This is a genomic window from Streptomyces sp. NPDC049585, assembly GCF_040675615.1.
Classification (GTDB): Bacteria; Actinomycetota; Actinomycetes; order Streptomycetales; family Streptomycetaceae; genus Streptomyces; species Streptomyces luteosporeus.
In genome coordinates this window covers 192353-206378 of sequence record NZ_JBFAPE010000005.1, presented here as the reverse complement: position 1 = coordinate 206378, position 14026 = coordinate 192353, and the positions used below count along the sequence as shown (strand labels likewise).

11 protein-coding genes are annotated in these 14026 nt (G+C 74.9%); 2 read left to right on the top strand and 9 right to left on the bottom strand.

All coding sequences use genetic code 11. The features are described from left to right. The first annotated feature begins 11 nt into the window (after positions 1-11). On the top strand, positions 12-1613 hold the full coding sequence (locus tag AB0K17_RS08450) for an SDR family oxidoreductase (RefSeq protein ID WP_365982538.1): 1602 nt from the start codon (positions 12-14) through the stop codon (positions 1611-1613). Then, a complete protein-coding gene (locus AB0K17_RS08445) occupies positions 1610-2980 on the top strand; it encodes a deoxyribodipyrimidine photo-lyase (RefSeq protein WP_365967924.1) in 1371 nt (456 codons plus the stop codon). The genes AB0K17_RS08450 and AB0K17_RS08445 overlap by 4 nt, the downstream gene beginning before the upstream one ends. Before the next feature lie 21 nt (positions 2981-3001). Here AB0K17_RS08445 and AB0K17_RS08440 read toward each other — a convergent pair whose 3' ends face one another. From AB0K17_RS08440 to AB0K17_RS08400, 9 genes are all read right to left on the bottom strand, one after another. Next, positions 3002-3619, bottom strand: a complete 618-nt coding sequence (locus AB0K17_RS08440) for a class I SAM-dependent methyltransferase (protein ID WP_365967925.1) — start codon at positions 3617-3619, stop codon at positions 3002-3004. A gap of 65 nt (positions 3620-3684) precedes the next feature. Further along, positions 3685-5574, bottom strand: coding sequence for a hypothetical protein (locus tag AB0K17_RS08435; protein WP_365982537.1), 1890 nt, complete (start codon positions 5572-5574; stop codon positions 3685-3687). Positions 5575-5681: 107 nt separating this feature from the next. Beyond that, positions 5682-6926 (bottom strand): MFS transporter, encoded by a 1245-nt coding sequence (locus AB0K17_RS08430; RefSeq protein ID WP_365967927.1) that lies wholly within the window; start codon positions 6924-6926, stop codon positions 5682-5684. Continuing rightward, positions 6923-8230 carry an ATP-dependent carboxylate-amine ligase gene (locus AB0K17_RS08425; RefSeq protein WP_365967928.1) on the bottom strand — a complete coding sequence of 436 codons (1308 nt, stop codon included), beginning with the start codon at positions 8228-8230 and terminating at the stop codon, positions 6923-6925. Before AB0K17_RS08425 ends, AB0K17_RS08430 begins: the two co-directional genes overlap by 4 nt. Then, positions 8227-9405, bottom strand: coding sequence for a DegT/DnrJ/EryC1/StrS family aminotransferase (locus AB0K17_RS08420; RefSeq protein ID WP_365967929.1), 1179 nt, complete (start codon positions 9403-9405; stop codon positions 8227-8229). Before AB0K17_RS08420 ends, AB0K17_RS08425 begins: the two co-directional genes overlap by 4 nt. Continuing rightward, a complete protein-coding gene (blsG, locus tag AB0K17_RS08415; RefSeq protein ID WP_365967930.1) occupies positions 9402-10580 on the bottom strand; it encodes an arginine 2,3-aminomutase in 1179 nt (392 codons plus the stop codon). The genes AB0K17_RS08420 and blsG overlap by 4 nt, the downstream gene beginning before the upstream one ends. A gap of 137 nt (positions 10581-10717) precedes the next feature. Beyond that, on the bottom strand, positions 10718-11629 hold the full coding sequence (blsF, locus tag AB0K17_RS08410; protein ID WP_365982536.1) for a CGA synthase-related protein: 912 nt from the start codon (positions 11627-11629) through the stop codon (positions 10718-10720). Beyond that, positions 11617-12609 carry a cytosylglucuronate decarboxylase gene (gene blsE, locus AB0K17_RS08405; RefSeq protein WP_365982535.1) on the bottom strand — a complete coding sequence of 331 codons (993 nt, stop codon included), beginning with the start codon at positions 12607-12609 and terminating at the stop codon, positions 11617-11619. Before blsE ends, blsF begins: the two co-directional genes overlap by 13 nt. A 49-nt stretch (positions 12610-12658) precedes the next feature. Further along, positions 12659-13879: a hydroxymethylcytosylglucuronate/cytosylglucuronate synthase gene (locus AB0K17_RS08400; RefSeq protein WP_365982534.1), complete on the bottom strand. Its 1221-nt coding sequence runs from the start codon at positions 13877-13879 to the stop codon at positions 12659-12661. Positions 13880-14026: the final 147 nt, after the last annotated feature.

Sequence of the window (14026 nt, the reverse complement as noted above, 5' to 3'; positions counted from 1 at the left end):
CGCGCACCCCCATGACCAGCGGCCCCAGCGACCCGGGCACGGCCCCCGGCGCCGGCCTGTTGTGCCTGGTCACCGGCGCGACCGGGTACATCGGCGGCCGCCTCGTCCCCGAACTCCTCGCCGCCGGCCATCGCGTGCGCTGCCTGGCCCGCACCCCCGACAAGCTCCGCGACCACCCGTGGGCCGGCGAGGCCGAGGTGGTGCGGGGCGACGTCACCGACCCCGCATCGGTCGCCGCCGCCATGGAGGGGGTCGACGTCGCCTACTACCTCGTCCACGCCCTCGGCACCGGCCGCGACTTCGAGGCCACCGACCGGCGCGCCGCCCGGGTCTTCGCCGAGAGCGCCGAGGCCGCCGGGGTGCGCCGCCTGGTCTACCTCGGCGGCCTCCTCCCGGCCGGCGTGCCCGAGCGCGACCTCTCGCCCCACCTGCGCTCGCGCGCCGAGGTCGGCCGGATCCTGCTGGCCTCGCGCGTGCCCACCGCCGTCCTGCGTGCCGCGGTCGTCATCGGCTCCGGCTCGGCCTCCTTCGAGATGCTGCGCTACCTGACCGAACGCCTGCCGATCATGGTCACCCCCAGCTGGATCCGCACCCGCATCCAGCCGATCGCCGTCCGCGACGTGCTGCGCTACCTCGTCGGAGCGGCCGGCCTGCCGCCCGGCGTCGACCGGGTCTTCGACATCGGCGGCCCCGACGTCGTCACCTACCGCGACATGATGCGCTGCTACGCGCAGGTCGCCCGGCTGCCCAGGCGCCTGATCCTCTCGGTGCCCGTGCTCACCCCGCGGCTCTCCAGTTACTGGGTCGGCCTCGTCACCCCCGTCCCCGCCGGCATCGCCCGGCCGCTGACGGAGTCCCTGCGCCACGAGGTGGTCTGCCGCGACCACGACATCGCCCGCTACGTCCCCGACCCGCCCGGCCATCCCTACGGTCTGGCCGAGGCGATCGGGCTGGCCCTGCGCCGGGTCCAGGAGGCGCAGGTCGCCACGCGCTGGTCGTCCGCCGCCGTGCCCGGCGCCCCCAGCGACCCGCTGCCCACCGACCCCGGGTGGGCGGGCGGCAGCCTCTACACGGACGAGCGGCGCATCGCCGTGCCTGCCTCGCGCGCGGCGCTGTGGCAGGTCGTCGAGGGCATCGGCGGGGTCAACGGCTGGTACTCCATGCCGCTCGCCTGGGCCGCGCGCGGCTGGCTGGACCGCTTCGCCGGCGGCGTCGGGCTCGGCCGGGGCCGCCGCGACGACCGTTACCTGAGGGTCGGCGACTCCCTCGACTTCTGGCGCGTCGAGGCCCTCGAACGCGGCCGCCTGCTGCGGCTGCGCGCCGAGATGCGGATGCCCGGCCTCGGCTGGCTGGAAATGTACGCCGAGGACGCCCCGGAGGACAGCCCCGAGGACGACCCGCAGGACGCCCCCGGGGCCCGCTCCTGCTACCGCCAGCGCGCCGTGTACCACCCCCACGGGCTGCTCGGCCACCTCTACTGGTGGGCCGTCAGCCCCTTCCACGCCGCGGTCTTCGGCGGCATGGCCCGCAACATCGCCCGGGCCGCCGCCCGGCAGCCCGAGCCGGAGTCCGAGTCCGCTCCCGCGGCCCCGCGCGGGAGCGCCGCCCCATGACCGTCGCCGTCGTGCTGTTCACCCGTGACCTGCGGCTGCACGACAACCCCGCGCTGCGCGCCGCCCTCGCCTCCGCCGACGCCGTCGTCCCCCTCTTCGTACGGGACGACGCCATCGCCGCAACCGGGTACGCCGTGCCCAACCGGCAGGCCTTCCTCGCCGACTGCCTCACCGACCTCGACCGGCAGCTGCGGACACGCGGCGGACGCCTCGTCGTGCGCAGCGGCGACGTCGTCGAGCAGGTCGGCAGGGTGCTCCACGAGGCGGGCGCCACGGACGTGCACATGGCCGCCGACGTCAGCGCCTACGCCCAGGCCCGCGAGGACCGCCTGCGCCGGGCCCTCGAGGCCGGCCGGCGGCGCCTGCACGTGCACGACCGGTCCGTCACCGTCGTCGCCCCCGGCGACATCACGCCGGCGGGCAAGGACCACATGGCGGTGTTCACCCCCTACTTCCGCCGCTGGGTCACGGCCCCGCCGCGCGAGGTCCGCTCCGCGCCCCGCCGCGTCCGCGTCCCCGCCGCCGTACGGTCCGAGCCCGTGCCCTCCCGCGAGGACGTGCGCGGCGCCGCCCCCGGCGTCGCCCGGGGCGGGGAGAGCGCGGGCCGCGCACGTCTTGCCGCCTGGACGCGCAGCGGCATGGACGCCTACGCCGAGCGCCACGACGACCTCGCCGCCGACGCCACCTCGCGCCTGTCCGCCCACCTGCACTTCGGTACGCTCTCGCCCGTCGAACTCGTCGCGCGGGCCCGCCTGCGGGGCGGCCCCGGCGCCGAGGCGTTCGTCCGGCAGCTCGCCTGGCGGGACTTCCACCACCAGGTCCTCGCCGCCCGGCCCGCCGCCTCCCGCGCCGACTACCGCCCCCGGGGCGACCGCTGGCGCACCGAGGAGCAGGCCGGCGAGGAGATCGAGGCGTGGCAGCAGGGCCGCACCGGCTACCCGGTCGTCGACGCCGCGATGCGCCAGCTGCTGCACGAGGGCTGGATGCACAACCGCGGCCGGCTGCTGACCGCGAGCTTCCTGACCAAGACCTGCTACGTCGACTGGCGCATCGGCGCCCGCCACTTTTTGTCCCTGCTCGTCGACGGCGACGTCGCCAACAACCAGCTCAACTGGCAGTGGACGGCCGGCACCGGCACCGACACCCGCCCCAACCGCGTCCTCAACCCCCTCGCACAAGCCGCCAGGTACGACCCGGACGGCGCCTATGTGCGGCGCTGGGTGCCCGAGCTGGAGGGCATCGCGGGCCGCGCGGTCCACGCACCGTGGAAGCTCCACGGCACCGACCGCGCGACGCCCGGCTACCCCGCCCCCCTCGTCGGCCTCACCGACGGACTCACCCGCTTCCGCCGGGCCCGGGGCGGATGACGTCGCGGTGTCCCGCTGCCTTCAGTCCTTGAGGAAGCACTGGATGTAGGCGTCGCCGCTCGTGCCGTACGTGTACGCGGTGCTCTCGTACGCCACGTACGGGTGGCGCTCGACGCGGATGCGGCGGAAGTGCGGGGTGTACTGCCAGCGCAGCTCCGGCCTGGTGCTGAAGAAGGGGATGAACACCCCTCCCGGGCGCAGCACCCGCACCACCTCCGGCATGGTCCGCGCCCACAGCTCCTTGTCCGTCCACACCTCCATGTCCAGGGCCGGGTCGAAGAACATGCCGTCGACGCTCTGCGAGGGCAGCTCGAAGACCCGCCGGAAGAAGTCGCCGCGCTCGATGGCCAGGGTGTCCGGCAGGTCGGGGTGGCGGGCCCGGAAGAGGTCCTCGACCTCGCCGAAGAGTTCGAGGACGGTGTGGCTGCGGGTGGCGGGGTTGGCCGCGATGCGCAGGGCGGACAGGCCGAGGCCCAGGCCCACCTCGTAGAAGTCGTGGCCGTACTCGCACAGCATGTCGGCGCTCGCCCACATCAGGTCGCGCTCCCAGGCCTGCATGGCCTGTTCGCCGCCGATGCTCAGCGTCACCTCGCCGTCGTGTTCGACGAGCTCGATCTCGGGTGGGGGCTGGTTCTGCATGGCATCCGTCCTTACGTCGCGTCCGATCGGATGGTGAGGATGGTGAGGATGCTGCGGCTCGGTGTTCACCGGCGGCGCGGCACGACCCCGAAGTGCCGTCGGGCGGTGGAGACGGCGAGGTCCTGCACGGCGAAGACCGTGAAGTAGTACGCCTGCGGTGCCGTCCCGGGCGCGCAGCGCACCCGGAAGGCGACGTCGCGCGGCCGGGTGTCGCCGGCGCGCACCCTGACCGTGCGCGGCTCGACGACGGTGTCCTCGCGCAGGTACGTCGGGACGAACAGCCCGAGCCGCACGGGCCCGGGCCGCGCCGCGGTCAGCTCGGCGCGCACGACGAGCTCCCCGCCCTGCTCGACCCCGTCCGCGGCGTACGCCCACAGGGCGGGGGCGCCGGGCACCCGGAAGGTGACGTCGCCGCAGCGCAGGCACACGGCGCAGGTCGTGTCCAGGACGTGGGGGAGCAGGCCGCGCCGGGTGAACTCCTGGGCGGGGCGCCCGCAGTGGCAGGGCACCTCCCGCACCTGCGGATCCAGGCGGCTGCGGTCGCCGAAGTGCGCCGGGTAGTTCATCACCTCGTCCTCGGGGTTCTCCGCGATCCGCTCGGCGAGCGCGTGGTCGAGCGACTGCAGGTCGGCGGCGAGGGAGGAGCGGATCTCCTCGGGCGAGGCGTCGGCGAGGTGGGTGGGCCTGGCCACCCACTGGTCCACCTTGCGGGCGAGCCGGGTCAACCGGGGGCGCAGGCCATGCTGCGGTGCGAGCAGCCCGGAGGCCAGCAGTGCGGTGAGCCGGTGACCCACGGTCAGCAGCAGTGGATCCGGCCGGTGGTCGGCCGGCGCGGGCGCCGGCGGCGTCTGCTCGGGCGCGCCGGGCATGCCGAAGCGCAGGAACGCCGGGTACGGGTGGCAACCGGCGAGGCTGGCGTTGAGGGTGTCCACGGAGTCCGCGCCCGTGCGGGCGGCGTGCATCCACGCCACGTTCTCGGGACGGTCGGAGTCGTGCACGGACACCGCGGCCACCACCGTCCGGGCGGGGCCGTCCAGGGCGCTCAGCAGCAGCTGGTACTTCGGGTCGTACAGGGCGAGGTCCGCCAGCGGCCCGCTGTTGCAGGCGCTGAGCACCACCTCCACGGCGCCGACCCGGTGCAGGGGCACCAGCTTGTCCTCGGGCTTGTAGCAGGGCAGCCCGTAGGCGCAGCGCGGGCCCAGCAGGCCCGCTGCGGCGGGCACGGTCGCATTGCGGCCACAGATGGTGAACGCGCCGAGGTTGATGCTGTCGTCCTTGCCGTGGCCCTGGAAGACCACCCTGCGCCAATGGGTGCCCAGGATCTCGCCCTGGACGTCGGCGCGCTCGAAGTCGCGGTCGTCGAAGACGCGCACACCCGGTGCGTGCGGCGGCCGGTCGGTGTCGGTGAACAGGCCCAGCGCGCTCACGTCCGCCGCCGGCACCGCGTACTGCTTGGCCACCGTCCAGGCGACCGAGGCGTTGTCGCGCCCGCTGAGCAGGGTCAGCGCGCGCTGCGCGCCCCGGGGGCCGGCCAGCAGGATCTCCCGCACGGGGGAGAGGGTGAGCCGGTCGTAGCGGCCGACGACCAGGAGCGTGCCCGGGTGTCGCTCGCGCAGGCCGGCGGCGTCCTGGAGCTCCTTCTCGTCGATCCACCGGCGCGCCAGCGGCCGGGCCAGCTCCGCGACGGCGGGCGGCAGGTCACCGGCCCCCAGGACCACGCCCACGTCCAGCGGCGCGGGGGCGCGCACGTCCGCGTACAGGGCGTTCGCCGCGCTCACGCTCTGCGCGAGGTCGGCGCGGCCGGACACCGGTACGGGAACGGGCGACCGGGCTTCGCAGGCCAGGAACCGCGCGACGGCACCCGGATAGGCACCGAGCGCGACGGGAGCGAAGACGTCGCGGTCCGGCGCGGCGGTGGGCCGGTCGTGGCCCTGGTCGCTGACGGCAGGGTTCATGGAAGGGCACCTCGGTGGGGCGGGCAGGAAGGGACGGGGGAAGAGCGGGGCAAGGGGTGGGGGCCGGGCGGCGGCAGGGTGCGTCACGGTGTGCGTCACGGTGTGCGTCACGGCGTGTGCTCCGGCGACTGCGCCGGCTCCGCGGCGACGGCCGGGCGGCGGCCCAGCAGTCCCCGGCCCGCGAACGCCAGCCCCGCCCCCGCCGCGGCCACCACCGCCGCCACCGCGAACACCCCGTGCGGACCCACCGGGTCCATCAGCAGCCCGCCCGCCTGCTGGCCCGCCGCGTCGCCCACCACCGTCGCCAGCGAGGCCCACGTGAACGCCTCCGCCAGGAACCGGCCGTCGGCCACCTTGCTGACCAGCGTCATCTCACTGGCCGCCACCAGGGCGATGGGCACACTGCCCACCGCCAGCGCCACCCCCAGCGTCAGCTGGGAGACCGCCAGCAGCGGCAGGGCCGTCCCGGCCGCGTAGGCCGCCATCAGCCGGGGGAAGCGCCGGTGCACCGCCACCTGCGACTGCGCCCGCCCCAGCCACAGCGCCCCGACCGCGCTGCCCACGCCCCAGCAGGCGTACACCACGCCGGTGCCGCCCGGCGAGCCGTGCCGGGCGACGAACGCCGGGATGGCCAGCGTCATCAGCCCGATGGGCACCGAGCACACCGCCATGATCCCCGCGAGCATCAGCATCGCGGGCTCCTTCAGCGGCCCCAGCGGATGCCGCGGCCCCTCCTGCGGCGCACTGCCCGTGCCCTCTGCCGCGGGGGTCCGCGCCAGCGCCAGCCCCAGTGCCCCCGCGCCGCCGGCGGCCGCCACCGTCGTCAGCGCGAGCCCCGCGGAGCCCGGCAGCATCAACGCGGCCAGCAGCAGCGGCGCACCGATCACCAGGACCTCGGTCAGCAGCGCCTCCCACAGGTAGGCGACCTCGCGCTCGTCCTCCTGCAGCGGCAGCCGCGCCCACAGCGAGCGCATGCAGGCGTTGGCCGGCGGCAGGGCGATGCCGGCCACCACCGCCGTGACCGGCTGCGCCCAGCCGCCCGGCCGGGTCGCCCACACCAGCAGGGCCAGCGCCGCCGGGTGGACGAGCCCGGTGGCCAGCAGCACCGGCCGCCGGCCGTGCCGGTCCACCGTGCGCGCGACGAGCGGGCCGCCCACCGCCATGCCGGCGGTGTACAGGGCGGCCACCGTGCCGGCCCGCGCGTAACTGCCGCCCTGCTCGCGGACCACCAGCACCATGGCCAGCGACATCAGGTACACCGGCATCCTGGCCACCACGCTCCACCCGGCCGCCCCGGCCACGTGATGCCGCGTCAGCAGGTCCCGGAACCGCCGGGCCGCCCCGTTCCTCACGTCTGTCGCGTCTCCGTTCGCCGGCCCGCGGCGACGGGGCCGGGCAGGTGCGCCGCGGGCGCCACGTCGATGACGAAGACGTCCAGGACCTCGCGCATGCGCCGCTCCACCTCGCCGATCGTCGCGCCCGTCACATGGACGTACCCCGACGCGTTGTGCGAGGCGCGCCGGGCGGCCACCGGATCGCCGGGGGCCACCCTGAGAACGGCGTCGACGACCCCGGGGATGCGCAGCAGCTCCTCCCGGGGGGTGACGGAGCGCACCACCCCCGAGCCCGGCAGCGGCAGCAGCAGGTCCCCCGCGCAGCGGCGCCGGCCGTAGCGCAGGGCGGGGCGGCGGCCGAGGTAGACGTCCAGCGTGGCGCCGAAGACGTCGAAGCCGTAGGCGTGCCCGTGGTTGGCGGTGATCTCGCAGCCCGCCAGGCGCACGCCGATCTCGCCCGCGAACACCTCCCCGTCGATCAGGAAGAACTCCATGTGCAGATAGCCGTGGTCGATGCCCATGCCGGTGACGATCCGCTGCAGCAGTGCCTGCAGGTCCACCGGTGGGCCCTCGGCGGTGGCGACGGAGATGTTGGCGTTCATGGCACCGTCGACGATGTCCAGAGGGCGGCACGGCATGGCACTGGGCCAGGCGTCCAGGACCTGCCCGTCGTGCACGATGCCGCACACCTCCCACTCGGTGCCGCCCAGGTGCTCCTCCACCATCCACTCCCGCGCGCCGAAGCGGACCTGGGCCAGGGAGGGCGGCCCGGTCAGCCGGAAGGTGTCCACACAGGCGGAGGAGTCCACGGGCTTGAGCACCAGCGGCCAGCCGCACCGCGCCGCGAACCGCTCGACGTCGGCCGCGCAGGCGATGCGCGTATGGCGTGCGGTGCGCAGCCCCAGCTCGCGGAACTTCTCCTTCATGGCGTGCTTGTCCCGCACCCACGTCACCTGCTGCCGCGTCAGGTGCGGCAGTCCGGCGAGCTCGGCGAAGCGCTGGGCCACCGCCTGCCGCGGCTCGGAGGGGTTGCAGAAGCGGTCGGCAGGCGCGGGCAGCGCGGCCGCCGCCCACTCCTCGTAGCGCCGGACCTCCACCTCCAGCGGCACGCCCTCGCGCACCCAGAACGCCGGCAGGTGCGCGGTCTCGCGCAAGTACTTGTCGCACATTTCCCTGCGGACCGCGGCGAAGCGCAGCAGCGCCAGCCGTCCGGGCAGGGCCCGCACCGCGTACCGCGTGAAGGACGTGGGCCGGTCGTCCGCCAGCAGCAGCACCGGCCCGCCGCCGCTCGCACCGTCGCTGCTCGCACCGCCTCCGCTCACACCGCCTCCAGGACCTGCCGCAGGGCCTTGGCCGCCAGGACCTGCTCCTGCTCGCCCAACTCCGGTGACAGCGGTACGCACAAGGTGCGCTCCAGCAGGTCGCGGGTGCGGGCGAAGCCGTCGCGGCTGAGCATCAGCGGGCCGTCCGGCGCCAGGCTCCAGGGGAATCCGTCGGCGTACAGCGACCGCCGCCCGGTGAGCACCGGGTGCTGCGGCAACAAGTACTTGCCGAGGGTCCAGCTGGCGATGCCGCGCGCGGTCAGCGCGGCGACGGCGGCGTCCCGCAGCGCGCGGCTCTCCCAGCGCAAGCGCACGCTCGTCTTCACGTCGCCGGCGGCACGCGGCAGGACGCACAGGTCGCTGCGGGCCGGCAGGTTCTCCAGGGCGACGGCATAGTGCCGCTCCAGGCCGGCCAGCACCTCGTCGAGGTGACGGAACTGCTGGCACTGGACGGCCGCGACACCCTCGCTGGTGACGAAGTTCTCCCCGTAATGGGCGTCGGCGTTCCACGTCGGATAGCAGCCGGGCACCCGGGCGGAGCCGTGGTCGTGGTAGCAGCGCATGGTCGCCCACGCGGCCGCGTCCCGGGTGACGACGAGTCCGCCCTCGCCAGAGGAGAGCACCTTGTTGTGGTGGAAGCTGAACGTCCCGGCGTATCCGGCCGTCCCCGCGTGCCGCCCGTCGGGCAGCACCGCCCCCAGGGACTGGGCGCAGTCCTCGATGAGATACGGCACCCCCTGCGGCAGCGGGGCCACCGTGCCGTCCATGTGGGCGACGATCACCCGCTCGGCGCCGGACGGCAGCAACGTGGGGTCCAGCGAGAGGGACTCGTCCACGTCGACGAGCACCGGCACCAGCCCACTGGCCAGCACTGCGCCGGCCACCGCCACGAAGGTGACCGCCGGGATGTGCACCGGATCGCCGGTGCGCGGCCGCGTGGAGATCAGCGCCAGCCGCAGGGCCTCGGTGCCGTTGTGCACGGCCAGGACGTGCCGGGCGCCCAGGCGGTGGGCCACCGTGCGCTCCAGCCGGGAGGCGACGGACTCGCCCTCGGTCTGGTAGCGGAACAGCACGCCGTGTCCGATCGCCTCGCGCAACTCGTGCATGTCCGACCAGTCGAGGTAGTTGGCCCCGTAGGGCAGGAAGCGCTGTCCGAGGCGCTTGTCCATGCTCATGGTGCGTCAGCCTCCGGGGCCGGGTCCGTCAGGGGGTACGCGGCCGCGTCGACGACCAACTCCTCGCCGCGGTGGTTGCGCAGCAGCAGGCCCTCGTCGGTGGGCGTGACGTACGGCCGGGCGAGCGGGATCTTGCCGATCATCGTGGTCAGGACGTACTGCGGCACCGCGAACCCGGTGATGTGTCCCTGCAGGCCCTCCATGATCTCCCAGCCCTTCTCCACGGAGGTCATGAAGTGCGAGACGCCGGTGACGTTGTCGCAGTGGTACAGGTAATAGGGGCGCACCCGGATGCGCAGCAGCTCCGTCATCAGCGTGCGCATCGTGGCGACGTCGTCGTTGACCCCGCGCAGCAGCACGGTCTGGTTGCCGACCGGGATGCCGTGGCGCAGCAGGCGGTCCACGGCCGCCGCGGACTCCGCCGTGATCTCCTTGGGGTGGTTGAAGTGGGTGTTCAGCCACACCGGGTGGTAGCGCTGGAGCATCGCGCACAGGTCGTCGGTGATGCGCTGCGGCAGCAGCACCGGGAACCGGCTGCCGATGCGGATGATCTCCACGCCGGGAATCGCCCGCAGCCCGGACACCAGCTCCTCCAGCTTGCCGTCCGGGTACGACAGCGGGTCGCCGCCCGTCAGCAGCACGTCGCGGATCTCGGGGTGCTCGGCGATGTAGCGCAGGTCCTCCTCGAAGGAGCCGCCCTCGTCGTCCCGGAAGTAGGTGCCGGACAGGTCGGTGGTGTGGAACTTGCGGGTGCAGTGCCGGCAGTAGACCGGGCAGGCCTCGGTGACCAGCAGGATCACCCGGTCCGGGTACTTGTGCACCACACGGTTGGTGCGGCGGTAGTACATGTCCCCGACCGGGTCGACGTCCGAGCCGGGGAACTCCGTCAGCTCCGCCGGCGCGGGCACCGCCTGCAGCCGGACCGGGCAGGAGGGGTCGTCGGGATCCATCAGCGAGGCGTAGTAAGGGGTGACGCTCCAGCGGTACTTGCCCGCCGAGCCCGCAATGGCCCTCTCCTCCTCGGGCGTCAGACGGATCCAGCGCCGGGCCTTGTCGGTGGTGTTGATGCGTTTGCGCAGGTGCCAGCGCCAGTCGTTCCACTGCGCCGCGGGAATGCGGGGCCGGAAACCGGCGGGCTCTGCGGTCGCGTCGGGTGCGCCGGCTGTGCCGGACATGGCGGCTCCAGGGTCGACAGACGAGCGGGACGGCGGGCGGGACGACGGATGGGGCGACGGGCGGGACGACGGATGGGACGACGGGTGGGCCGACGGACGGGACGGCGCCGCGCGGCCGCCGGACGAGGACGGCCCGGTCACGGGGGTGCCAGGGCCAGCTGGCGGACGCTGCGGGCGACGCGCTGCGCCCCTCTGAGGTCCTCCACCGCCACCCCCGGCGCCCGCCACGGGTCCTCCTGCGGCGGCTGCCACACCCGCGCCCGGTCCGGGCCGCCGGCCACCGGGACGGGCACCACACGCCGTACGCGCGCTGCCAGGTCCTCCTGGGCCCCGCCCAGCGGGGGCAGGAAGACCAGCGGCGCCCGGCGCGCCTGGGCGAGCCCCAGCACGCCCAGCGTGGGCGAGGCCAGCAGCACCGCCCGGCCGGCGTGCAGGCCGTCGACGTCCACGGTGGCGGCGCGCAGCACCTGGACCGGCCCGCACCGCCCCGCCAGCGCGCCGCGCACCAGGCCGAGGCCGGTGTCGCACACCACCTCGCACCGGCCGGTGCGCTCGGCCGCCGCCCGCACCAGGGCCGGCAGGACCCCCTCGGCGAACGCCCGTGCCGTCGCCTCCGCCACGCCGTACAGCGACAGCAGGACCAGCGTCCCGCCGCGCAAGCGGTCCCCGGCCGTACGGGCCGGGGCGAGCAGACCCGTCGTACGGATCCCGGGCGGTTGCGGCCCCGGGCCGGGCAGCCAGGCCGGCCGGTGCTGCCGCAGCAGTGCCCCCGCCGCCGCCCCGGGCGCACCGGAAGCGGTGCGGTGCCCGGAGCACAGGTGCACCACCGGCACGCCCGCGGCCACCAGACGGCCTGTCGCCGCCTCGTCGTCGCAGACCAGGGCGGCGTCGGGCGGCGGCCCGGCGGTGCACGCGCCGCCGACCGCGGCGAGCCCGCCCAGGTGCGCGGCGATGCGGCGGCGCGCGAGCAGGGAGTCGAGCTCCTCGTCGCGGGAGACCAGGTGCACGCGCAGGCGCGGCGGCGCGCCCGCCCGGTTCAGTAGCGCCACGGCGGCACCGCCCCCAGCCGGGCGACGTCGTCGCTGTAGCCCGCGGCCGTCGTGGAACACCCCGCGCACAGCTGCGGACCCCGCTCGCGGAAGAAGTCGGCGTGCGCCCGGAAGACGGGCGTGTCCAGCACGACCGTGCCGTTCTCCCGCAGCGGGGCCCCGCCGGCCGGGCCGTCGCCGCCGTCGCGGTGGGGCAGGCAACTGCAGGCGTACACGCGCCCGAGGCGGCCGTCGACGTAGAGGACGTCGTCCACGACGTGGCACAGCGGCCGCGAGGCGCGCGGCGTCACGGACCGGGCGAAGTACCGCTCCTGCTCCTGCGGGGTGTCCCCGTAGAACCGCTTGCCCAGCGGTACGAGCAGCGAGCGCGGGTCGGCGTCGTAGACCGGGTCGCACACCTGCCGCACGTGGCCGGGGTCGGGGTAGGTGATGGACCGGTCCAGCTTCAGCGCGGACAGCTCCCACTGCTGCGCCCCCGCGTCGGTCAGAACCTGCTGCAGGCGGGGCACCTCCGCGTAGTTGTGCGGGCCCACCACCGTGTTGACCCTCGGCAGGACGCCCAGCTCGGCGGCCGCGCGCAGCCCCTGCAGACCGTTGTCGAACATGCCGGGGGAGCGGCGGTAGACGTCGTGGGTCGCCGCCGAGGCGCCGTCCAGGCTGACGATCACCTGGGCCAGGCCCGCCCCGGCGAGCCGCCCCACCAGGCGCGGCAGCAGCATCCCGTTCGTGATGAGGGACATCCTCATGCCCGCCGCCGCACCCGTGCGCACCAGCTCCACGACGTCCCGGTGCATCAGCGGCTCGCCGCCGGTGAAGCGCACGTATCGCACCCCGGCCGCACGGGCCTTCGGCAGCAGCTCCTCGAAGTCCTCGACGGAGAAGCGGTAGGTGTCACGCGAGAGCGCGAACTCGCACATGAAACAGTCGGCATTGCAGGCTTCCAGGATCCGGATGAAGAGATAGCGGTGACGCTCACGCATCGGGGCGCGACCTTTCGCATGGTTCAACTGACCTGACGGCAGGACTGGTTCAGCGCGCGGACCCGCGCCGCAGTATCTCCAGCAGCGCACCGGCGACCTGGGCCGCGCCACCGGTGCCGACGGCGGTGGCCAGGGCACCCCAGTCCACGACCTCGCCCGCCCGCTCCAGCGCCGCCCCGACGGCGCCGGCGAGTTCCGCCCGCAGTGGCGTGCCCGCGCGGGCCGCCGCGCCGGCGATCCCGCCGTAGATCAGTTCCAGGGCGTGCTCCTCGCCCTTCGCGCGCAGCGCCAGCGCCTCGTCCTCCTGGAAGACCTCCGCGGGCCACGGCGTGCGGACGTCCACGCCGACCGCGCGGCAGTGGAAGCGGGCGTTGAAGATCTGGCTGAGGTTCTGCGGCGGCAGGCACACCGCCGGCACCGCGAGCGTGCCGGCCTCCAGCAGGGTCGTCAGGCCCGGCGAGGCCAGGAGCACGTCGGCGGCGGCCAGTTCGGCGAGGAAGGCCTCGTGCGGCAGGGCCCCGGCCGTCACCCGCAGCGACGCCGGGGCGCCGGCGAGGAGCCGCACGAGGAGGTCGTCGGGAAGGTTGCCGGCCAGGTGGGCCTCGCGCACGCCGTGGGCGGCGAGCGCCCGCAGGGCCGCGGGCACCACCAGGTGCGGGTAGGCCGTCCAGTCGGCGAGCCCGGGCGCCCGCAGGCCGCCGAGGCTGACCAGTGCCCTGTGCCACGGCCGGGTGCCGTACCTGCCCGGGCGGGTGTCCGGCGCGGTGGCGACCACCGCCTCGACCCAGCGCAGCGAACGGACGGAGGCGAGGATCCCGGTGCACTCGGGCGGCAGTTCGATGCACTGCTGGGCGCAGTAGCAGCTCGCGTCCAGGGGCAGGGACGGGCGGTCGCCCTCGGTCCACAGGAAGGGCAGGCTGTCGACGAAGACGGTGGGGACGCCGGCCGCCTCCAGCGCCTTTGCCAGCCGTCCGTCCAGCACGACGAGCGCGGCCCGTACCCGCCGCACCCGGACGATCTCCGTGACGGCGGCGCGCAGGCCCTCGGCGGAGGCCGGCAGGTCGTACCAGGCGTCCACGGCGTGCTCCGCGAGCAGGGGCCGGCCGAGTCCGGAGCCCAGACCGACGAACTCCAGCGCGTCGCAGGGACCTTGTCGCAGGGCGGACAGGACGGCGCCGAGCTTGCCCGAACTGCCCCAGCCGAACTCCACCCCGGCGAGGGCGACGGTGACCGGCTCCCGGGTCGGGGCGCAGACGCGGCGCATCGGCATCGGTGTCCTTCTCGGCCGCAGGGCAGACAGGTGCGCCGGACAACGGTCATCGATGCGGCCCTCCCGGCACAAGGGCGGTATCGGAGGATTCCAGCCACGCCGGGATGTCACGTTCGATATCAGATAAATACGCTAAGTCAAGCTTTA